This is a genomic window from Achromobacter kerstersii, from assembly GCF_902859595.1.
In the GTDB taxonomy this organism is placed as follows: Bacteria; Pseudomonadota; Gammaproteobacteria; order Burkholderiales; family Burkholderiaceae_B; genus Achromobacter; species Achromobacter kerstersii.
In genome coordinates this window covers 371,801-388,879 of the sequence record NZ_CADIJQ010000006.1, presented here as the reverse complement: position 1 = coordinate 388,879, position 17,079 = coordinate 371,801, and the positions used below count along the sequence as shown (strand labels likewise).

The 17,079-nt window shown below is 63.6% G+C and carries 17 protein-coding genes and 2 tRNA genes; 5 read left to right on the top strand and 14 right to left on the bottom strand.

The features are described 5' to 3' along the window. Positions 1 to 57 precede the first annotated feature (57 nt). Positions 58 to 948 (bottom strand): helix-turn-helix domain-containing protein, encoded by an 891-nt coding sequence (locus HV765_RS19700; protein WP_175170689.1) that lies wholly within the window; start codon positions 946 to 948, stop codon positions 58 to 60. A 162-nt stretch (positions 949 to 1,110) separates the two neighbouring features. Here HV765_RS19700 and HV765_RS19695 point away from each other — a divergent pair, with 162 nt between their 5' ends. Continuing rightward, a complete protein-coding gene (locus HV765_RS19695; protein ID WP_175170688.1) occupies positions 1,111 to 2,010 on the top strand; it encodes a DMT family transporter in 900 nt (299 codons plus the stop codon). Positions 2,011 to 2,018: 8 nt separating this feature from the next. On the opposite strand, the gene HV765_RS19690 is transcribed toward HV765_RS19695, so the two are convergent. The 5 genes from HV765_RS19690 to HV765_RS19670 form a co-directional block, all read right to left on the bottom strand. Further along, positions 2,019 to 3,215, bottom strand: a complete 1,197-nt coding sequence (locus tag HV765_RS19690; RefSeq protein ID WP_175170687.1) for an aminotransferase class V-fold PLP-dependent enzyme — start codon at positions 3,213 to 3,215, stop codon at positions 2,019 to 2,021. A 66-nt stretch (positions 3,216 to 3,281) separates the two neighbouring features. Next, a complete protein-coding gene (locus HV765_RS19685) occupies positions 3,282 to 3,755 on the bottom strand; it encodes a RidA family protein (protein ID WP_054421024.1) in 474 nt (157 codons plus the stop codon). A 94-nt stretch (positions 3,756 to 3,849) separates the two neighbouring features. Then, positions 3,850 to 4,782 carry a transcriptional regulator GcvA gene (gcvA, locus tag HV765_RS19680; protein ID WP_175170686.1) on the bottom strand — a complete coding sequence of 311 codons (933 nt, stop codon included), beginning with the start codon at positions 4,780 to 4,782 and terminating at the stop codon, positions 3,850 to 3,852. 157 nt (positions 4,783 to 4,939) lie between these two features. Further along, a tRNA-Asn gene (locus HV765_RS19675) sits at positions 4,940 to 5,015 on the bottom strand. A 66-nt stretch (positions 5,016 to 5,081) separates the two neighbouring features. Then, positions 5,082 to 5,882, bottom strand: a complete 801-nt coding sequence (locus tag HV765_RS19670; protein WP_175170685.1) for an IclR family transcriptional regulator — start codon at positions 5,880 to 5,882, stop codon at positions 5,082 to 5,084. Positions 5,883 to 6,063: 181 nt separating this feature from the next. Here HV765_RS19670 and HV765_RS19665 point away from each other — a divergent pair, with 181 nt between their 5' ends. The 3 genes from HV765_RS19665 to HV765_RS19655 all read left to right on the top strand — a co-directional run bounded on the left by HV765_RS19665 (position 6,064) and on the right by HV765_RS19655 (position 10,005). Continuing rightward, complete coding sequence (locus HV765_RS19665; RefSeq protein WP_175170684.1) at positions 6,064 to 7,485, top strand: amidase; 1,422 nt, start codon at positions 6,064 to 6,066, stop codon at positions 7,483 to 7,485. Between the two features lie 30 nt (positions 7,486 to 7,515). Next, on the top strand, positions 7,516 to 8,481 hold the full coding sequence (locus tag HV765_RS19660; protein ID WP_175170683.1) for a Bug family tripartite tricarboxylate transporter substrate binding protein: 966 nt from the start codon (positions 7,516 to 7,518) through the stop codon (positions 8,479 to 8,481). A gap of 135 nt (positions 8,482 to 8,616) precedes the next feature. Further along, positions 8,617 to 10,005: a GntP family permease gene (locus tag HV765_RS19655; RefSeq protein WP_054421028.1), complete on the top strand. Its 1,389-nt coding sequence runs from the start codon at positions 8,617 to 8,619 to the stop codon at positions 10,003 to 10,005. A gap of 96 nt (positions 10,006 to 10,101) precedes the next feature. On the opposite strand, the gene HV765_RS19650 is transcribed toward HV765_RS19655, so the two are convergent. Next, complete coding sequence (locus tag HV765_RS19650) at positions 10,102 to 10,941, bottom strand: MBL fold metallo-hydrolase (protein ID WP_175170682.1); 840 nt, start codon at positions 10,939 to 10,941, stop codon at positions 10,102 to 10,104. Between the two features lie 27 nt (positions 10,942 to 10,968). Further along, on the bottom strand, positions 10,969 to 11,496 hold the full coding sequence (locus tag HV765_RS19645; protein WP_175170701.1) for a sugar ABC transporter: 528 nt from the start codon (positions 11,494 to 11,496) through the stop codon (positions 10,969 to 10,971). A 166-nt stretch (positions 11,497 to 11,662) separates the two neighbouring features. Here HV765_RS19645 and HV765_RS19640 point away from each other — a divergent pair, with 166 nt between their 5' ends. Further along, positions 11,663 to 12,556 carry a LysR substrate-binding domain-containing protein gene (locus tag HV765_RS19640; protein ID WP_175170700.1) on the top strand — a complete coding sequence of 298 codons (894 nt, stop codon included), beginning with the start codon at positions 11,663 to 11,665 and terminating at the stop codon, positions 12,554 to 12,556. Positions 12,557 to 12,609: 53 nt separating this feature from the next. Here HV765_RS19640 and HV765_RS19635 read toward each other — a convergent pair. From HV765_RS19635 to petA, 6 genes are all read right to left on the bottom strand, one after another. Continuing rightward, positions 12,610 to 12,685, bottom strand: a tRNA-Thr gene (locus HV765_RS19635). A 125-nt stretch (positions 12,686 to 12,810) separates the two neighbouring features. Continuing rightward, positions 12,811 to 13,263 (bottom strand): ClpXP protease specificity-enhancing factor, encoded by a 453-nt coding sequence (locus HV765_RS19630; protein ID WP_054421031.1) that lies wholly within the window; start codon positions 13,261 to 13,263, stop codon positions 12,811 to 12,813. Positions 13,264 to 13,275: 12 nt separating this feature from the next. Then, entirely contained in the window at positions 13,276 to 13,887 is a 612-nt protein-coding gene (locus tag HV765_RS19625) for a glutathione S-transferase N-terminal domain-containing protein (protein ID WP_006388039.1), read from the bottom strand. Between the two features lie 153 nt (positions 13,888 to 14,040). After that, complete coding sequence (locus HV765_RS19620) at positions 14,041 to 14,904, bottom strand: cytochrome c1 (protein WP_054421032.1); 864 nt, start codon at positions 14,902 to 14,904, stop codon at positions 14,041 to 14,043. A 24-nt stretch (positions 14,905 to 14,928) separates the two neighbouring features. Then, the gene (locus tag HV765_RS19615) at positions 14,929 to 16,317 is read right to left on the bottom strand and encodes a cytochrome b (protein ID WP_006224519.1); all 1,389 of its coding nucleotides are present in this window, start codon (positions 16,315 to 16,317) and stop codon (positions 14,929 to 14,931) included. Between the two features lie 75 nt (positions 16,318 to 16,392). Next, positions 16,393 to 17,034 carry a ubiquinol-cytochrome c reductase iron-sulfur subunit gene (gene petA, locus HV765_RS19610; RefSeq protein ID WP_054421033.1) on the bottom strand — a complete coding sequence of 214 codons (642 nt, stop codon included), beginning with the start codon at positions 17,032 to 17,034 and terminating at the stop codon, positions 16,393 to 16,395. Positions 17,035 to 17,079: the final 45 nt, after the last annotated feature.

Here is a 17,079-nt window from a genome sequence, read left to right as displayed (position 1 = left end):
CGGGGCTGAGCGGGGGAATGGACGCGGGGCTGGACGGGACCCGGACGGCGGCGGGTTTCAGTGCTGGCGGCGGGCGCTGCGGTATTGGCCGGGCGTGACGCCGACTGCGTCGCGGAACACGCGGGACAGGTGGCTGGCGTTGCCGAAACCGCTGGCCTGCGCGATGCCGGCCAGGTCGCCCTTGCCGGCCGCCAGCAAGCGCCGCGCGTGCGCTAGCCGGCGTGCCCGCACCCACGCGTGCGGCGGTTCACCGAACGAGGTGTGGAACATGCGGGCGAAGTGATAGGTGGATAAGGCGGCCACGCCGGCCAGCTCGTCCAGCGTCAGCGCCTCGTGCAGGTGCGCGTCCACATAGTCCATGATGCGGCGGCGCACGGCCGGCGCCAGGCCGCCGCGCGCGGGCTGCGCGGTCTTGCGGGTCACGCCCTGGATCAGCAGGTGGTGCAGCACGGTTTCGGCGGCGCTGCTGGCGGCCAGCCGGTCTGACGGCTGCGTCCAGTCGGTGCCCAGCAGCTGCCGGCACACATCGATCAGCGAGTCGTCCTGGATGTAGGTGCGGTCGCGCAGTTCCAGCGTGCGGGGTTCGCAGTCCAGCCGCATCACGGCTTCGCGCGCCAGCCGTTCGGGCGAGATGTACAGGTGCAGGAAATGCACGGTGTCGTTCATGCACCAGCGCGAATAATGTTCCGCCGGCAGCACGCAGAACTTGCCGGCGCCGCCATGCAGCGTGTCGCGGCCGACGCGGAAGGATTTGTCGCCGCCATGCAGGTAGAGCGACAGCGTGTGGTGGCCGGGCGAGTCATAGCCCAGCGTCTCGTGCGCGCTGCGCGCCCATTGCGAAATGGCCATTCCTTCGCCCAACGGCGCGGCGCGCTCCAGCGTGGCGGTGGAGCGCGAGAGGGTGCGGAAAACGGAGAAATCGGCCGGGGCCGAGGCAGCGGAACCCATAGGGTTCAAATGCTACTGCGATCTGGCTCGGGCCGCGCGAACCTTGACGGAATAACCGCAAGAATCGGCAATCGCGGATGAGTGGCCAGGCGCACACTCGCGGCCAGGCGATCCAGGTTTGACGGGTCGGCCTCACGTCCCCTTTTTCTTGCGTATCGCATCGTGAATCTCTTTCTGTATTTCCTGACCGTCGTCATCTGGGGCACCACCTGGATCGCCATCAAGTTGCAGCTTGGCGTGGTGGCCATACCCGTGTCCATTTTCTATCGCTTCGCGCTGGCGGGCCTGGTGCTGTTCGCCGCCTTGCTGCTGACCCGCAAATTGCAGAAGCTGGACCGGCGCGGACACTGGCTCTGTGTGGGCCAGGGGCTGTGCTTGTTCTGTTTGAACTTCCTGTGCTTCTACACCGCAACGCAATGGATTCCAAGCGGGCTGGTGTCGGTGGTGTTTTCGGCGGCCACCCTGTGGAACGCGCTGAACGCCCGGCTGTGGTTCGGCACCCGGATTGCGCCGCGCGTGATGCTGGCGGGCGCGTTCGGCTTTTCGGGCCTGGTGCTGCTGTTTTGGCCGGAGCTGTCCAGCCAGGCGGCCAGCCACGAAACGCTGCTGGGCCTGGGGTTTGCGCTGCTGGGCACGTTCTGCTTTTCCACGGGCAACATGCTGTCATCCTTGCAGCAGCGCGCCGGCATCCGCCCGCTGACCGGCAATGCGTACAGCATGTTGTACGGCGCGTCGATCTTGCTGGCGGGGTGCCTGGTGGCGGGTCTGCCGTTTGAATTCGACAGCTCTTCGCAGTATGTCGGCGCCCTGCTGTATTTGGCGATTCCAGGCTCGGTGATTGGCTTCACGGCTTACCTGACCCTGGTCGGCCGGATGGGTCCGGCGCGCGCGGCGTATTGCACGGTGCTGTTTCCGGTGGTGGCGCTAAGCGTGTCGACGGTGGTCGAGGGCTATCAGTGGACACCGGCTGCATTCGCGGGTTTGGCGCTGGTGATGGTGGGCAACCTGCTCGTCTTCACGAAGTGGTCGCCGTTTTTTCGCCGGCCGTGCGTCGCGCGGTGACGTAAGGCTTATCGCGCCAGCTTGCGCAAGCCATCCAGCAGCTGGCTGATTTCGTCGTCGCTCGTCAGGTAGCTGACGGAGGCCCGCGCAATCTGCGTCAGACCGCGCGCCTGCATGTCCAGCGGCGTGTAGGGCACGCCATTGCTGCCGATGGTGATGCCTTGCGCCGCCAGTGCGCGCTGCACATCGGCCGCGTCCTGGCCCGCCAGATTGAAGGCGACCAGCCCCGATTGTTCGCGGCCCTGATCCAGCACGGTGATGCCGTCAATGGCGGCAAGCTCCGTGCGCAGCGTGCGGGCGGTGGCGTCGATGGTGGCGCGGATCGTGTCCAAGCCCAGGTCCAGCGCTTCCTGCAAGGCGTTAGCCAGGCCGCAACGCATGGCCAATGAGCTTTCGGCGCCTTCCAGGCGCGCGGCATCGGTGCGCAGCACGGGCTGGCCGTCGGCGTTCAAGGGGGCGGAGTGGGTGTCGACGAAGGCGGGCGTGAGCTGATCCAGGAACGCGCGGCGCACATACAAGAGGCCGGTGCCGCGCGGGCCGCGCAACGCTTTGCGCCCCGGGCCGGTCAACACGTCGCAGCCAACTTGCTCCACATCAATGGGTAGTTGGCCGAGCGCTTGCGCGGCGTCGACGAAGTACGGAATGCCGTGTTGGCGCGCCACGCGTCCGATGGCGGCGGCCGGGTTGATCAGGCCGCCGTTGGCCGGCAGCCACGTCAGCGCAATGAGACGCACGCGCTCATCCACCATGGCGGCGAGCGCATCGGCGTCCACGCAGCCGCTCGCATCCGACGGAATCGTTTCAAGCACCGCGCCGGCGCGTTCGGCGTGAAGCCGCATCGTGGCCAGATTGCCTCCCCATTCGTGGCGGCCGACCAGAATGCGGTCACCGGGCTGCCAGCGCGGCAGCGCCGCGAAGGCCGCGCCCCAGCCATGGGAATTGCCGGTGGTCAACGCAATCTCTTCAGGCTGCGCGTTAAGCAACTGCGCGCCCAGCGTGCGGGCGCTTTCGGTCAGCGCGCGTGACCGCACTCCGGCTTCCATCGGCCCTTGCGTGGCTTCGCGCAGCAGGTGCTCGTGGACGGCATCCACGGTTGCGGCGGAGGGTAGCGACGAACCGGCGTGGTTGAAGTGGACGCAGCGTTGCGCACCGGGCGTGCGGCCGCGCAAGGCGAGTCGGGCGTCGGAAGTCAGAGGGGCAGACATTGGGGGGGCTCGGAGCGTGTCGCAGGCGCAGGCTCAGACGAGCCTGCGATGGATGTTGTCGAAAAATCAGGCGGGCGTGAGCGCGATTACGGCTTCAACTTCCACGGCCACGCCTTGCGGCAACGAGGCCACACCCACCGCGCTGCGCGAATGGCGGCCGGCGTCACCGAACACGTCCACCATCAGGTCGGACGCGCCATTGGCGACGGCGCTTTGGCGGTTGAAATCCGGCGTGCTGGCCACGAATACGCCCAGGCGCACGACGCGTGCAACGCGGTCCAGGCGGTCGCCGGTGGCGGCGGCGATTTGCGACAGGATGCCCAGGCCGGACAGCTTGGCGGCTTCAACGCCATCGGCATCGGAAATCTGGTTGCCCAATTGGCCCAGGTACTGGGGCTTGCCGCCTTTGCGCGAAATTTGGCCCGAGATATAGAGCAGGTTGCCTTCCAGAACAAACGGAACGTAGTTGGCGGCGGGGGCGGAGGCGGCTTCCAGGGCGTAGCCCAGTTCGGCCACGCGGCCAGAGATCGAGCGGGTCATGTCGGTGCACCTTAAACGGTTGGAGATAGCGTTGATGCTATCGGTGCGGGCTGCGTCTGACCAATCAATTCTTGCGCTTTACGTATGAGTAAAACTAATGCGTTCCGGTGCCAGTGCCGGAGCCAGTGGATTCGGCGGCGGCCTGCTTCAGCCAGTCATGCAGCATTTGCGCTGCGGGGGTGAGCGCGCCGCGCGGCGCGACGAACCACCAGCCGATGCGCGCATCTTCCAGCACGGCGTCAGGCAGCGCCTGCACCAGCGCGCCACTGGCCAGGTGCGGGGCGATCAGCCGATGCCGCCCCATCGCCAGGCCCTGCCCCGCCAACGCCGCTTCGACGACGATGTTGTAGTCGTGCAGGCGCACGGTCTGCGCGCGGCCCAGGTCCATCCCATAGCGCCGTGCCCAGGCGTCCCATTCAAAGGGCTGCTTGGCGTGCGAGGTCAGTAGCGGATGGCGCAGCAGATCGTCCGGCGTGCGCGGGCGCTTGCGGCCAGCGACAAGGCTGGGCGCGCAGACCACAGACAGCCGCTCGGTCATCAACAGCCGCGATTTCACCCCGGGCCACACGCCGCGCCCATAGCGGATGGCGACGTCCACATCGCCGCCCGCCACGTCGGCCAGGCTGATGTCGGGTTGCAGTTGCAGGTCGATATCGGGATGCGCGGCCGCGAAGGCTGGCAAGCGCGGCGCGAGCCAGCGGGTGGCGAACGAGGCCAGCAGCCCTACCGTCAGCGTCGTACGCGCCACAGCGGGTGCGCGGATCGCGTCGGTGCCTTGCCGCAGCAATTCGAACGCGGCATGCACATGGTCGTAATATGCCTGCCCCGCGGGCGTCAACGCGACGGCGCGCGTGCGCCGTTCAAACAGCGCCAATCCCAATTCGCGTTCCAGCCGCTGGATATGGTGGCTGATGGCGCTTTGCGTGACGAAGAGTTCCTGCGCGGCCAGCGAAAAGCTCAAGCGGCGCGCGGCCGCTTCGAATGCGCGCAGGGAAACCAGGGCAGGCAGGGATCGCGTGGAACGCATGGAATCAGCCGTGAAGCATCAGGACGGGATGCGTGTCATCCTACGCTGATCGAAAGGCGCGGGGCAAAAGCCCAATGCAAAAAGCCCGCAACCAAAGTTGCGGGCTTTTTTAGGGGTACTGCGAGCAATGCGGATGAAGCTTGCATTGCTGAATTCTTGGCTCCCCGAGCTGGGCTCGAACCAGCGACCTGCGGATTAACAGTCCGTCGCTCTACCGACTGAGCTATCGGGGAACAGGTAGAGGGGCCGAATTATGCACAAAAAATCGAAAGAATGCAAAGCGGGTGGAAAATTTTCTGTCAGGCGTGCTGAATCGCCTGGGCCGTGCGGAACAGTTGCGGCACGATATCGCGCAGCAAACGGTCGCTGGGATAGTCGTGGCGGGGCGCGCTGACGCTGATTGCCGCCAGTGGCACGTCTCGCGCATCGCGTAGCAACACGGCCGCGCCAACCTGGTTTTGCAGCACCTGATCTTCGGTCAATGCATAGCCGTCGTCGCGCGCTTGCCGGATCAGCGCCAGCAAGGCGCCGGGCTCGACCACGGTGCGCGGCGTGAACGCGCGCGGGGGCGACCGCTGTAGGGTCTGGCCGATGGCGCTGTCGTCCAACTGCGTCAGCAGCATGCGCCCGCCGCTGTTGCACCAGGCCGGCATGCGGCGGCCCGGCAGCATTTCGGCCAGCGTCAACTGCCGGCTGGGCAGGCGCAGCAGATAGATCATGTCATCGTCCGCCAGCACGCTCATGTGCACGGCCAGGCCGCAGCGATCACGCAGCGCGACCAGATGCGGTGCGGCCATGGATACCAGGCGGTCGCTGCGCAGAAAGTAATAGCCCAGCTCCACCACGCGCGGCCCCAGGCGGTAGCGGCGTGTGGCCGCGTCCTTGACCAAGTAGCCCAGGCGTTCCCACGTATGCGCAAAGCGTTGCGCCGCGCTTTTGCCCAGGCCGGTCAGGGTAGCGATGTCGGTCAGCCCCAAGGAGTCCGAGGCGTCACGAAAAGCGTCCAGCACGCGCATGCCCTTTTCCAGCGACGCGACGAACAAGGGGTCGTCGGCATCGGGAGTGGGGATGTCAGCAACCGGATTTTGGCGAGGGGTCATGAGCGTCTGGCCGAGGTCTTGCACAAGGGAAATGGCGGGGTGGCGCGGGTTTGGCGCGGCGGTGGCGCGGCGGTGGCGCACGTGGCGGGGCTAGTTTCCCCGAATTGTTCGCGCACCAAATACGCACTATAAAGTTGATTATTCAATACTTTGTATCGCATAGCAATACAACCAAGCCGCAATGACTTCGACTTCCCCCCTTTGCGAGATGACCGCCGTGGCCCTGCGCGCCGAGATCGCCGCCGGCCATGTCAGCGCCCGCGACGTCACCGCCGCCCATCTGGCGCGCATCGACGCCTGCAACCCCAGTGTGAACGCGATTGTGACGCTGGACGCCGAAGGCGCGCTGGCCCGCGCCGCGCAAGCCGACGAACGCCAGGCCGCCGGCCACCCGCTGGGCTTGCTGCATGGCTTGCCGATCGTGCACAAGGATTCGTTCCTGACGGCCGGCATGCGCACCACCTACGGCTCGCCGCTATATCGCGATTTCGTGCCTGAGCGCGACAGCCTCATCGTCAGCCGCGAACGCGCGGCCGGCGCCATTACGCTGGGCAAGACCAACCTGCCCGAATTCGGCGCGGGCTCGCAGACGTTCAACACGGTCTTCGGCGCCACCCGCAACCCCTACGACCTTCGCCTGACTGCGGGGGGCAGCAGTGGCGGCGCGGCCGCCGCGTTGGCCGCACGCATGACGCCGCTGGCCGACGGCACGGACATGGGCGGCTCGCTGCGCAACCCCGCGTCATTCTGCAACGTGGTGGGCCTGCGCCCGTCGCCCGGCCGCGTGCCGCAATGGCCCACGGCCAGCCCGTACAACGCGCTGACGGTGGCCGGCCCCATGGCCCGCACGGTGGCCGATGTGGCGCTGCTGCTGGCCGCCACCGCGGGCAACGACGCGCGCGACCCGCTGGCCATCGACCAAGATCCCGCGCGCTTCCTGGACAGCTTGGCCCGTGATTTCAAGGGCGTGCGCATCGCCTACGCGCCGACGTGGGGCGGCCTGCCTGTCGAACGTGCGGTGTTGGAAGTGCTGGACCGCCAACTGCCCGTCTTCGCCGAGTTGGGCGCGCACGTGGAACCCGCCTGCCCCGACTTCACCGGCGCGGACGCGTCGTTCCAGGCCTTGCGCGGCCAAACCTTCGCGGTGGGCTACGAGGCCGTGCTGCGCGAGCACCGGCATCTGTTGAAAGACACGGTCATCTGGAATATTGAACTGGGCTTGCAGCAATCGGCTGCGGCCGTCATCCAGGCCGAGCGCGACCGCGCCGCGCTGTTTGCGCGCATGCACGCCTTCATGCAGACGCACGAATTCCTGATCGGCCCGGTCAGTCAGGTGTTGCCGTTTCCGGTGGAACACGAAACCGTGAGCCGCATTGAAGGCACGCCGATGCACAACTACATCGATTGGATGCGCTCGGGCTACTACCTGTCGTTGACGGGGCATCCGGCCATCTCCGTGCCCTGTGGTTTTACCGGCGAGGGGTTGCCAGTGGGCATCCAGATCGTTGGCCGGTATCGGCAGGAGCACGCCCTGCTGCAACTGGCGCACGCGTTCGAACACGCCACGCAGCACTGGCGCCGCGCGCCGGCATTGCCCAACTGACCTTCACACCTACAACACAAGGGGAAATCCATGAACCAGAAAGTCCTTCGCACGCTTGCGCTGTGCGTCCTGGCCGCCGCGCCGCTGATGGCGTCGGCGCAGAACTATCCGGCAAAACCGATCACCATGGTCGTGCCGTTCCCGCCGGGAGGCTCCACCGACGTCATCGGCCGTCTCTTCGCCGCCAAGCTGGGCGAACGCCTGGGCCAGACCGTCGTGGTCGAGAACAAGCCCGGCGCCAACACCAGCATCGGCGCGGTTGCCGTGGCGCGCGCCGCGCCTGACGGCTACACGTTCATGATCACCGGCGCGCCCACGTTCACGTTGAATCCGCTGTTGTATTCGAACCTGAACTACGACCCGATCAAGAGCTACGAATACGTCGCCATCGCGGGCAGCACGCCGTTCGTGATTCTGACGAATCCGCAAACCCGCATCGGCACGGTGGCCGACATCACCAGCAAGTCAGCCGCGCAGCCGCTTAGCTTTGGCTCGTTTGGCAACGGTTCCACGCCGCACATCGCGGGCGAGTCGCTGGCGCAGCGCACGGGCGCCAAGCTGTTGCACGTGCCCTATCGCGGCAGCGCACCGGCCATGACGGACTTGATCGGCAATCAGATTCCGCTGTCTATCGACACCCTGGTGGCCGGCCTGCCGCAGATCAAGGCAGGCAAGGCTCGCGCCGTTGCGCTGACGGGCAACGCCCGTTCGCCGCTGGTGCCCGACGTGCCCACCGTGGCCGAAAGCGGCGTCACCGGCTACGACTTCGAAACCTGGTTCGGCGTGGTCCTGCCGCACGGCACGCCGGCCCCCATCGTCAGCCGCTTGTCCAAGGAGATCCAGGCGGTCATGGCTGAACCGGATACCCGCGCCAAACTGCAAGATCTGGGCTTTGACGCCACCTATCAAGACCCGGCCGCGTTCCGCCGCAAGGTGGAAACGGAGCTGGAGCGCAATGTGGCGATCATCAAGGCGGCCGGGATCAAGCCGGATTGATGCGGATTTTGGGACGATAGCGGTTGCCAACGGCGGCAGCGCCCCACGAGCGGGATGCAGGTTGGCGACAGGCTGCATCCCTTATCATGGCACCCAGAAGGTTCGCGGCCTCTTTCGTCTTTTCTGGGTTCATCCATGTCTTCGTTCGACATTCAATTGCTGCTCACCGCCTTGGTGAGCGTCCTGGTGCTGGTCGCACTTATCGTCTCGCGCATCCGCATGCACCCGCTGCTGGCGCTGTTGATCGTCTCGATCGGCGTCGGTTTCGCCACAGGCATGGAGCCTGTGGCCATCGTCAAGAACCTGACCGATGGCGCGGGTAAAACCCTGGGCGCAGTAGGGGTAGTCATTGCGCTGGGCGCGATGCTGGGCAAGATCCTGGCGGACTCGGGCACCACCGAGCGCCTGGCCAACGCCATCTTGCAGCGCACCTCTACCCGCATGATCCCGTGGGCCATGACGCTGGTGGCTTTCGTCATCGGCATCCCGATGTTCTTTGAAGTGGGTCTGGTGGTGATGCTGCCGCTGATCTTCAGCGTGGCGCGCAAGCTGGAAAGCCAGCAGCGCTTCAAGGGGTCGGCCTATGTGTATGTGGGGGTGCCGGTGATTGCTGCGCTGGCGGCCATGCACGGCATGGTGCCGCCGCATCCGGGCCCGCTGACCGCCATTGCCACCTTGAAGACGACGGTCGGCCCGACCATGATCTACGGCTTCATCGCCGCCCTGCCCGCCATGATTTTCGGCGGGCCTCTGTATGGCGCCTTCATCGCGCCGCGCATGACGACTCGCCCCGACGCGGCGCTGCTCGATCAGTTCACCGCCACCAAGGAAACCGCGGGCGGCCACGCCGCACCCAGCGTCGGCCTGGGCGTGCTGGCGGCATTGCTGCCCGCCTTGCTGATGCTGGTGCATGCGGTGGCCGAGATGCTGCTGCCCAAGGGCTCAAGCACGCTGCACGTGGCCGCGTTCCTGGGCAACCCGATCGTCGCCATGCTGCTGGGCGTGCTGTTTGCGGCCGTGACGCTCGTCTTCATGCGCCAAGGCGATGCCGAGAAGCTGCGCGACGCGCTGGGCCAAAGCCTGAAGCCCATCGCCGGCATCATGCTGATCATTGCGGGTGGCGGCGCGTTCCAGCAGGTGCTGACCAGCGCCAAGGTCGGCGACGCCATCGTGCACCTGACGCACCAATTCGCCTTCCCGCCGCTGATCCTGGGCTGGCTGATCGCCATGCTGCTGTCGGTATCCACCGGCTCGGCCACCGTCGGCATCGTCGGCGCGGCGGGTCTGCTGGCACCGCTGGCAGGCGCCGACCCCAACCTGAACCTGCCGCTGCTCGCGCTGTCGATCGGCTGCGGATCGCTGTTCTTCAACTACGCGAATCACGCCGGCTTCTGGATGGTGAAAGAGTCCTTTGGCATGACGATGGGCGAAGCCACGAAAACGATCTCGGTCGTGCAATCGATCGTGTCGGTGGTGGGCTTGGTGATGGTGCTGTTGTTCAACATGCTGCCGGCGTTGGGGTGATTGTGGGCCTGACGCATCGACGGGCTGCCTGAACGGCGCGCACAGGCCTTCCAAGCGGGGCATCCGACAAGGCTGCTTCGCGTCGCCATCCCAAGCTCAGGCCTCGTAAAGCAGACCGTAGCCGCTGCCCGTTCGCTTGATTCGCGCGAAGCCGAGTTCGCCCAGATGCATGCCGGCGATCAACATACCTTCCGAGCTGACCATGTCCAGAAGCCGTGATCGTGTGGCGGCTGCCTGGGCTGCGTCTTGGTCGAATGCAATCGAGACGTCCGGCCGTTCAATCTGGATATGAGGGAAATGAACAATGTCTCCCCAGACAAGCAGGCTCTGAGCGGCGGATTCGAAAAGATAGCCGGAGTGTCCATCCGTGTGTCCCGGTAATGGCATCGCTTTGACACCGGGAAGCACGTCCCCTTCAGCGAACGTGCGAAGCGTGTTGCGGTAGCCGCTGAAGACCTGGCGTGCGATCAGGAAGTTGCCCCGGGCGCGCTCGCTGGCACGGCTTAAGTTGCCGTCGTCCTGCCAGAAGGCAAGCTCCCGCTGATGAATAACCAGTTCTGCATTCGGAAAGATGATGTGCCCGGCGGCGTCCACCAGCCCGCCGACATGGTCGGGATGGGCATGGGTGAGCAGAATGGTGTCGATGTCGCCGGGTTCGACGCCAGCGAGCGACAAATTCCTTATCAGGCGGCCGCCCCATTGCTTGATCCCTCCGGCCCCTGCATCGATAAGAATGGTGCGGCCCGCTCCGCGCACCACATAGCAGTTGATATGCACGGCGGCGGGCTCCTGCTGCCCGGCTTCGCTTTGCATTCTGGCGGCCTCGAATGGGTCGATATTCGAGAGAAAGTCCAGGCTGGCGGTGAGGTAGCCGTCGCTGATGGCGGTGATCGTGAAATCTCCGGCTTGCTGACTGGGAAAGGGAATGGCGGGCATTGCTATCTCCGGAAAATTTTGTTCGCTTCAAGCGCTGCGGGCGCTTGTCAGTTGGTCCGTCATCGGCGAATAGAGGTGGACGCCGTCGGGCAGCCTCTCGACAAGCTGAGCGGTTTGCCGAGGCAGTGTTGCGAGCCAACGGTGTTCCGGAAACTGTTCCAGCGCAACCGCTTGCATGCCTAAGGGCGTGAGGCCCATCTGGATCAGAGGGTCTGGGCCGCTTGCACAAAGCACGAGAAGCTCGGATGCGCTGACCGCCGGTGCAAGGCCGATATCGCTGTACAGATTTCGGTGCCAGTCAGTGATGTGTTGCTGCCACGTTGCGAAATTACCGCCGCCTTTCTGGCGATATTCCTCGCCCGTCAGCACATCGAGACCGTCGATGGTGTGGACGGCCAGGTAGGTCGGACAACCGTCGCTTAACGCCTTGAAGCGCTGCGACGTATGAAAGCCGGTTACCGAGATCAGGGCGGGAAGTTTTTCAAGGCTGTAGAAGGCGTTCCATTCGGCTTCGCTGGCGGGATCGGCGAAGCTGCATTCCACGGTGTAGATCATCAGATTGTCCTTCGTCACGGGCGAGGCGCTTGCGGCAGCCATCCCGTTTTCATTGCGGTAACGTAATGCTAGGTGGACAATCCCGGCCTATATAGCGATATAAAGTCAGCCTTCGGTGACATTTACTCAAGCTGATATCGAACCCATCCCCGTTGTCGAAACCCTTATGCGACGTAAGATTCCAAGCAATTCCGCGCTCCTTGCTTTTGAAGCCGCGGCTCGACATGGCAGCTTCGCGCGCGCAGCCGCGGAATTGGCGCTGACGGAAGGCGCGGTCAGTCGTCAGATCGGACGCCTTGAGGCATTTTTGAATGTCGCGCTATTCGAGCGCGTGGGAAATCGGGTTCGGCTTGCGCCCAACGGCAAGCGATACGCGGTGCAGGTGCGTGAGATTCTGGATCGGCTGGAACGGGACAGCCTCTATCTGATGGGGCAGCCCATTGAGGGGGGCAGCATTGATATTGCCGCCATTCCGACCTTCGCCACCCGTTGGTTAATTCCCCGGCTGAAGCGCTTCCAGAATGCGCATCCGAACATTACCGTGCATATCGCCGAGCGTATGGAGCCCTTCATTCTTGCTGGCAGCGGATTCGACGCAGCCATTCATTTTGAGCATCCGGCATGGGCGGGTATGCATTTGCATCCGCTGCTGGAGGAGGTGCTTGTGCCCGTCTGTAGTCCGGCGCTGCTGGCGGAGGCCGGTGCGAATGTGTCGCTCGACCAATTGCCACGCCTTCACCGCAGGCAGAACCCGGACGCGTGGCAGCTTTATGCAAAAGAGGCCGGCATCGTGCTGACCAATTCGGCGGTAGGTGCGCGCTACGATCTGCATTCCATGCTGATAGCGGCGGCGGTCGCCGGCCTGGGAGTCGCGTTGGTGCCGCGTCTTTACATCGGGGCCGAGCTGGAACAAGGCCGTCTGGTCGCGCCTTGGGCGGACGGCAAAGCGATTACCAAGACCTTCTGCCTGGTTCTTCCTGAGCCGCTCGAGTTGAGTGCGGCGCCACTACAGGCATTTGCGAAATGGATGCTTCATGAAGCGCGGGGCTTGGCGTCGTGACGTAAGCGCCAGCGGTTTCGCGTACCCCTATGACGCTATCGCAATAGGGGTGTTGGTGCCGGTGAAAGGAATCGAACCCTCGACCTTCTCATTACAAGTGAGCTGCTCTACCAACTGAGCTACACCGGCACGGCGTGCCGGGGGCACGCGCAGGGACTGCATTGTAATGAAAAATCGGCGGGGCTGCGTGGCACCGGGGAAGATAGCGATGGCGGGGACGATGTGCCAGGCACGCCGTCCCCGCGTAGCAGATGCTATTTGACGATGGTCAGACGCGGACGCTTGGGTTCGTCGTCATCACCGCCGTCGTCGCCAGGCGCGGCGTCGGCGTCGGAGCCTTCGGGCGCGGCAGCGGTATCCGCCACGCCTTGAGCACCGGCTGCCGGCGGTTCATAGGGCTGCACTTCGAAGCCCATGCCTGCGCCGGTTTCACGCGCGTAGATGGCGCTGACCGCGCCGACGGGAACGTAGACGTTCTCGGTCACGCCGCTGAAGCGGGCTTGGAATTCGATGAATTCATTGCCCAGCACCAGACGGTTGGTGGCCAGCGTGCCGACGTTCAGAGTGATCTGACCGTCACGCACATGCGCGACGGGCACCATGGTGTGCTCGTCAACTTGCACAGTGATGTATGGCGTGTAGCCGTTATCAGTGCACCATTCATGCAACGCGCGGATCAGATACGGTTTGGTCGAAGTTTCACCCATCACGCAACAGCCTTAACGACGCATCACTTTTTCCGAAGGCGTCAGCGCTTCGATGTAGGCCGGACGCGAGAAGATGCGTTCGGCGTACTTTTGCAGCGGGGCCGCATTCTTGGGCAGTTCAATGCCGTAGTGATCCAGGCGCCACAAGAGCGGAGCCACGGCCACGTCGAGCATCGAGAATTCTTCGCCCAGCATGTACTTGTTCTTCAGCAGCATCGGAGCCAGCTGAGCCAGGCGGTCGCGAATGTTCTGGCGCGCGTTGGCCAGCTTCTTCTCGTCGGGCTTGGCGCTGCGGTCTTCCAGCGTCGAGACGTGAACGAACAGTTCTTTCTCGAAGTTGTAGAGGAACAGGCGGGTACGGGCGCGCATCACCGGATCAGCGGGCATCAGCTGCGGGTGCGGGAAGCGCTCGTCGATGTACTCGTTGATGATGTTCGACTCGTACAGAACCAGGTCGCGTTCGACCAGAATGGGCACCTGACCGTACGGGTTCATCACCGAGATGTCTTCGGGCTTGTTGTACAGGTCGATGTCGCGGATCTCGAAATCCATACCCTTTTCGAACAACACGAAGCGGCAGCGTTGCGAAAACGGACACGTGGTTCCGGAATAGAGCACCATCATGGTGTAAGTCCTTTATTGAAAAACGAAAGGCCAGCGCCTAAATCTAGCAGGCGCTGGCCCCAATTGCCAGACGGGATAGGCGTACAGCCCTATCCTCCGCTACCGTCCCTTTTTATAGGGGGGACGGTCAAATTGCCTGGCGGGGCGTTGCGGTTAGCGCACGTGTTTCCAGTACGAGGCGTTCAAGCGCCACGTAACGAGGAAGAACAACAGCAGGAACAACATGACGCCGACGCCGATGCGGACGCGCAATGTCTGGACGGGCTCGGCCATCCAGGACATGAATGCGGTCAGATCAGCGACGTCGTTGTCGTATGTTGCGACTTGGGCCGGGTTGGCGGCCTTAAATTTGGCATCAAAGGTGGCATGGCCGTGGTAATCAGCTACCGGTTCGGCCTTGACCGTGGAAAAACCTTGAGCATCGTACACCGTCGTGACACGTTCCCAGGTTTTGGGTGTGCCTTCCTTGGCATCCTTGACTTCCACTTCATGCATCGCGGTGGTTGTCAGTTCGCGCGGACCTTGGCGTTCCCAGAGCGCGTGAGGCATGCCGACGGCGGGGAAAACCAGGTTATTCCAGCCGGTGGCGCGCGACGTGTCGCGGTAGAAAGTGCGCAGGTAGGTGTAGATGTAGTCGGCGCCGGACGGGCCGGCGTTGACCGATTTGGCGCGGGCGATCACGGACAAGTCCGGGGGCGTCGTGCCAAACCACTTCTTGGCGTCCTTGGGTGACATGGCGATATTCATCATGTCGCCCACCTTTTCGCCGGTGAACAGCAGGCTTTCCTTGATTTGCTGGTCGGTCAGACCGATGTCCTTCAGCTTGTTGTAGCGCATCGAAGAGGCGCTATGACAGTTCAGGCAGTAGTTGACGAACAGCTTGGCGCCGTTTTGCAGCGACGACATGTCGTTGACGCGGTACGGCGCCTTGTCCAGCGGGAACCCGCCCTCGGCGGCGAATGCGGCGGTGGTGCACGTGAGCATCAAGGCTACGGCACCAATCAGCTTCTTGATCATGGTTAATCCGTTATCTGGTGGGGCTCAGTGGGCGTGGAACGTAACGCGCTCAGGCACTTGCTTGAAGGTGCCAAGGCGGCTCCAGACCGGCATCAGGAAAAAGAATGCCAGGTACAGCAGCGTGCCAATTTGCGACGTGATGTTCAACGGCGGACTGGGCGGCTGCGTACCGATGTAGCCGAGCACCAGGAAGTTGACCATGAAGATGCCGTAGATCCACTTGTGCCACGTGGGCCGGTAGCGGATCGACTTGACCGGGGAATGGTCCAGCCAGGGCAGGAAGAACAGGATGACAACCGTGCCGCCCATGGCCACCACACCCCAGAACTTGGCGTCGATCACGCGCAGCAGCACGGCCACGACGATCAGGATGCCGGGGATGGCGACGCGCAGGATGCCCTTCAGGTTGCTCTTGACGAGCAACGCGATGGCGCCCAGCACCGATGCACCCGCCAGCACCCACGTGAATTCGTCGGTGGTGGCGCGCAGCATCGAGTAGAACGGCGTGAAGTACCAGACCGGCGCGATGTGCGGAGGCGTCTTCAGCGAGTCAGCAGGGATGAAGTTGTTGAACTCGAGGAAGTAGCCGCCCATCTCGGGGGCGAAGAACACGATGAACGCGAACACGAGCAAGAAGCCCGCCACGCCCATCAGGTCATGCACCGAGTAGAACGGGTGGAACGGAATGCCATCCTTCGGCCGGCCGTATTTGTCTTTCGGGCCCTGCTTGATCTCGATGCCGTCCGGGTTGTTGGAGCCCACTTCGTGCAGCGCCACCAGGTGAGCCGCCACCAGGCCCACGAGCACCAGCGGAATCGCGATGACGTGGAAGGCGAAGAAGCGGTTCAGGGTAGCGTCCGACACGACGTAGTCGCCGCGAATCCAGATCGACAGTTCAGGGCCGATGAACGGAATGGCCGCGAACAGGTTGACGATCACCTGGGCGCCCCAATACGACATCTGGCCCCACGGAAGCAGGTAGCCGAAGAAGGCTTCGGCCATCAGACAGAGGAAAATCGCCACGCCGAAAATCCACACGAGTTCGCGCGGCTTGCGGTAGGAACCGTAAAGCAGCCCGCGCAACATGTGCAGGTAGACGACGACAAAGAACATCGACGCGCCGGTGGAGTGCATATAGCGCACCAGCCAGCCCCACGGGACTTCGCGCATGATGTATTCGACGGACTGGAACGCGCGTTCGGCGTCCGGCTTGTAGTGCATGACCAGGAAAATCCCGGTCACGATCTGCAGCACCAGGACCAATAAGGCCAGAGAGCCAAAGAAATACCAGAAGTTGAAATTCTTCGGTGCGTAGTACTCGGACAGATGGGCTTTCCAGGTGGAGGTCACCGGAAAGCGCCGGTCCAACCAGCCCAGCAGGCCTGTCGTCTCGACGGTTTTCTCGCCAGCCATGTAACGGCTCCTTCTCTAATACGTGTGCGTATTTGTTTTACTTACGTAATTCGGGAAAAAAGCGCGACGCGAGCGTCAGGCCTTGTTGTCTTCATCGACGCCCACAATGATGCGGGTATCGCTCAGATACTGGTAGGGCGGTACTTCGAGATTATCGGGAGCAGGCTTGTTCTTGTAGACCCGGCCGGCCAGGTCGAACGTGGAGCCATGGCACGGACAGAGGAATCCGCCTTGCCAATTGGCGCCCATGCCGCCACCGCCGCCTGTCTCGAAGTGCGAGGTGGGCGAGCAGCCCAGATGAGTACAAATGCCGACACAGACGAAGATCTCGGGCTTGCGCGAACGAGCTTCGTTTTCTGCGTATTTGGGAGTGAAACCAGGCCGCTTGGATTCGGGATCGGCCAGTAAAGGGTCGAGCGCTTTGAGACCGGCGAGTTGTTCGGGAGACCGGTGAATGATCCATACCGGCTTCCCACGCCATTCCACTGTTTTCATGGTGCCGACGGGTATATCGCCGATATCCACTTCTACAGGGGCCCCGGCCGCGCGGGCCTTTTCAGAGGGAGAAAATGTGCTCACAAGCGGCACTGCCGTTGCGACACCTGCTACGCCACCCACAGCACAGGCGGTGGTAACCCAGAAACGTCGCGAAGGATCAGGTGGCAGGTTGGGATCAACCGCACCGTCATCATCGTGCACCAGCGTATCCTGACTCATCTTCCTATCCTTGTTGATGCGCCCGCTCTACGAGTAGCATCACTT

What these genes read in the sequence shown, in the direction of transcription:
- HV765_RS19700 (WP_175170689.1), bottom strand. Translation starts at nt 948, where the DNA reads ATGGGTTCCGCTGCCTCGGCCCCGGCCGATTTCTCCGTTTTCCGCACC.
- HV765_RS19690 (WP_175170687.1), bottom strand. Translation starts at nt 3,215, where the DNA reads ATGTCTGCCCCTCTGACTTCCGACGCCCGACTCGCCTTGCGCGGCCGC.
- HV765_RS19685 (WP_054421024.1), bottom strand. Translation starts at nt 3,755, where the DNA reads ATGACCCGCTCGATCTCTGGCCGCGTGGCCGAACTGGGCTACGCCCTG.
- gcvA (WP_175170686.1), bottom strand. Translation starts at nt 4,782, where the DNA reads ATGCGTTCCACGCGATCCCTGCCTGCCCTGGTTTCCCTGCGCGCATTC.
- HV765_RS19670 (WP_175170685.1), bottom strand. Translation starts at nt 5,882, where the DNA reads ATGACCCCTCGCCAAAATCCGGTTGCTGACATCCCCACTCCCGATGCC.
- HV765_RS19665 (WP_175170684.1), top strand. Translation starts at nt 6,064, where the DNA reads ATGACTTCGACTTCCCCCCTTTGCGAGATGACCGCCGTGGCCCTGCGC.
- HV765_RS19660 (WP_175170683.1), top strand. Translation starts at nt 7,516, where the DNA reads ATGAACCAGAAAGTCCTTCGCACGCTTGCGCTGTGCGTCCTGGCCGCC.
- HV765_RS19655 (WP_054421028.1), top strand. Translation starts at nt 8,617, where the DNA reads ATGTCTTCGTTCGACATTCAATTGCTGCTCACCGCCTTGGTGAGCGTC.
- HV765_RS19650 (WP_175170682.1), bottom strand. Translation starts at nt 10,941, where the DNA reads ATGCCCGCCATTCCCTTTCCCAGTCAGCAAGCCGGAGATTTCACGATC.
- HV765_RS19645 (WP_175170701.1), bottom strand. Translation starts at nt 11,496, where the DNA reads ATGATCTACACCGTGGAATGCAGCTTCGCCGATCCCGCCAGCGAAGCC.
- HV765_RS19640 (WP_175170700.1), top strand. Translation starts at nt 11,663, where the DNA reads ATGCGACGTAAGATTCCAAGCAATTCCGCGCTCCTTGCTTTTGAAGCC.
- HV765_RS19630 (WP_054421031.1), bottom strand. Translation starts at nt 13,263, where the DNA reads ATGGGTGAAACTTCGACCAAACCGTATCTGATCCGCGCGTTGCATGAA.
- HV765_RS19625 (WP_006388039.1), bottom strand. Translation starts at nt 13,887, where the DNA reads ATGATGGTGCTCTATTCCGGAACCACGTGTCCGTTTTCGCAACGCTGC.
- HV765_RS19620 (WP_054421032.1), bottom strand. Translation starts at nt 14,904, where the DNA reads ATGATCAAGAAGCTGATTGGTGCCGTAGCCTTGATGCTCACGTGCACC.
- HV765_RS19615 (WP_006224519.1), bottom strand. Translation starts at nt 16,317, where the DNA reads ATGGCTGGCGAGAAAACCGTCGAGACGACAGGCCTGCTGGGCTGGTTG.
- petA (WP_054421033.1), bottom strand. Translation starts at nt 17,034, where the DNA reads ATGAGTCAGGATACGCTGGTGCACGATGATGACGGTGCGGTTGATCCC.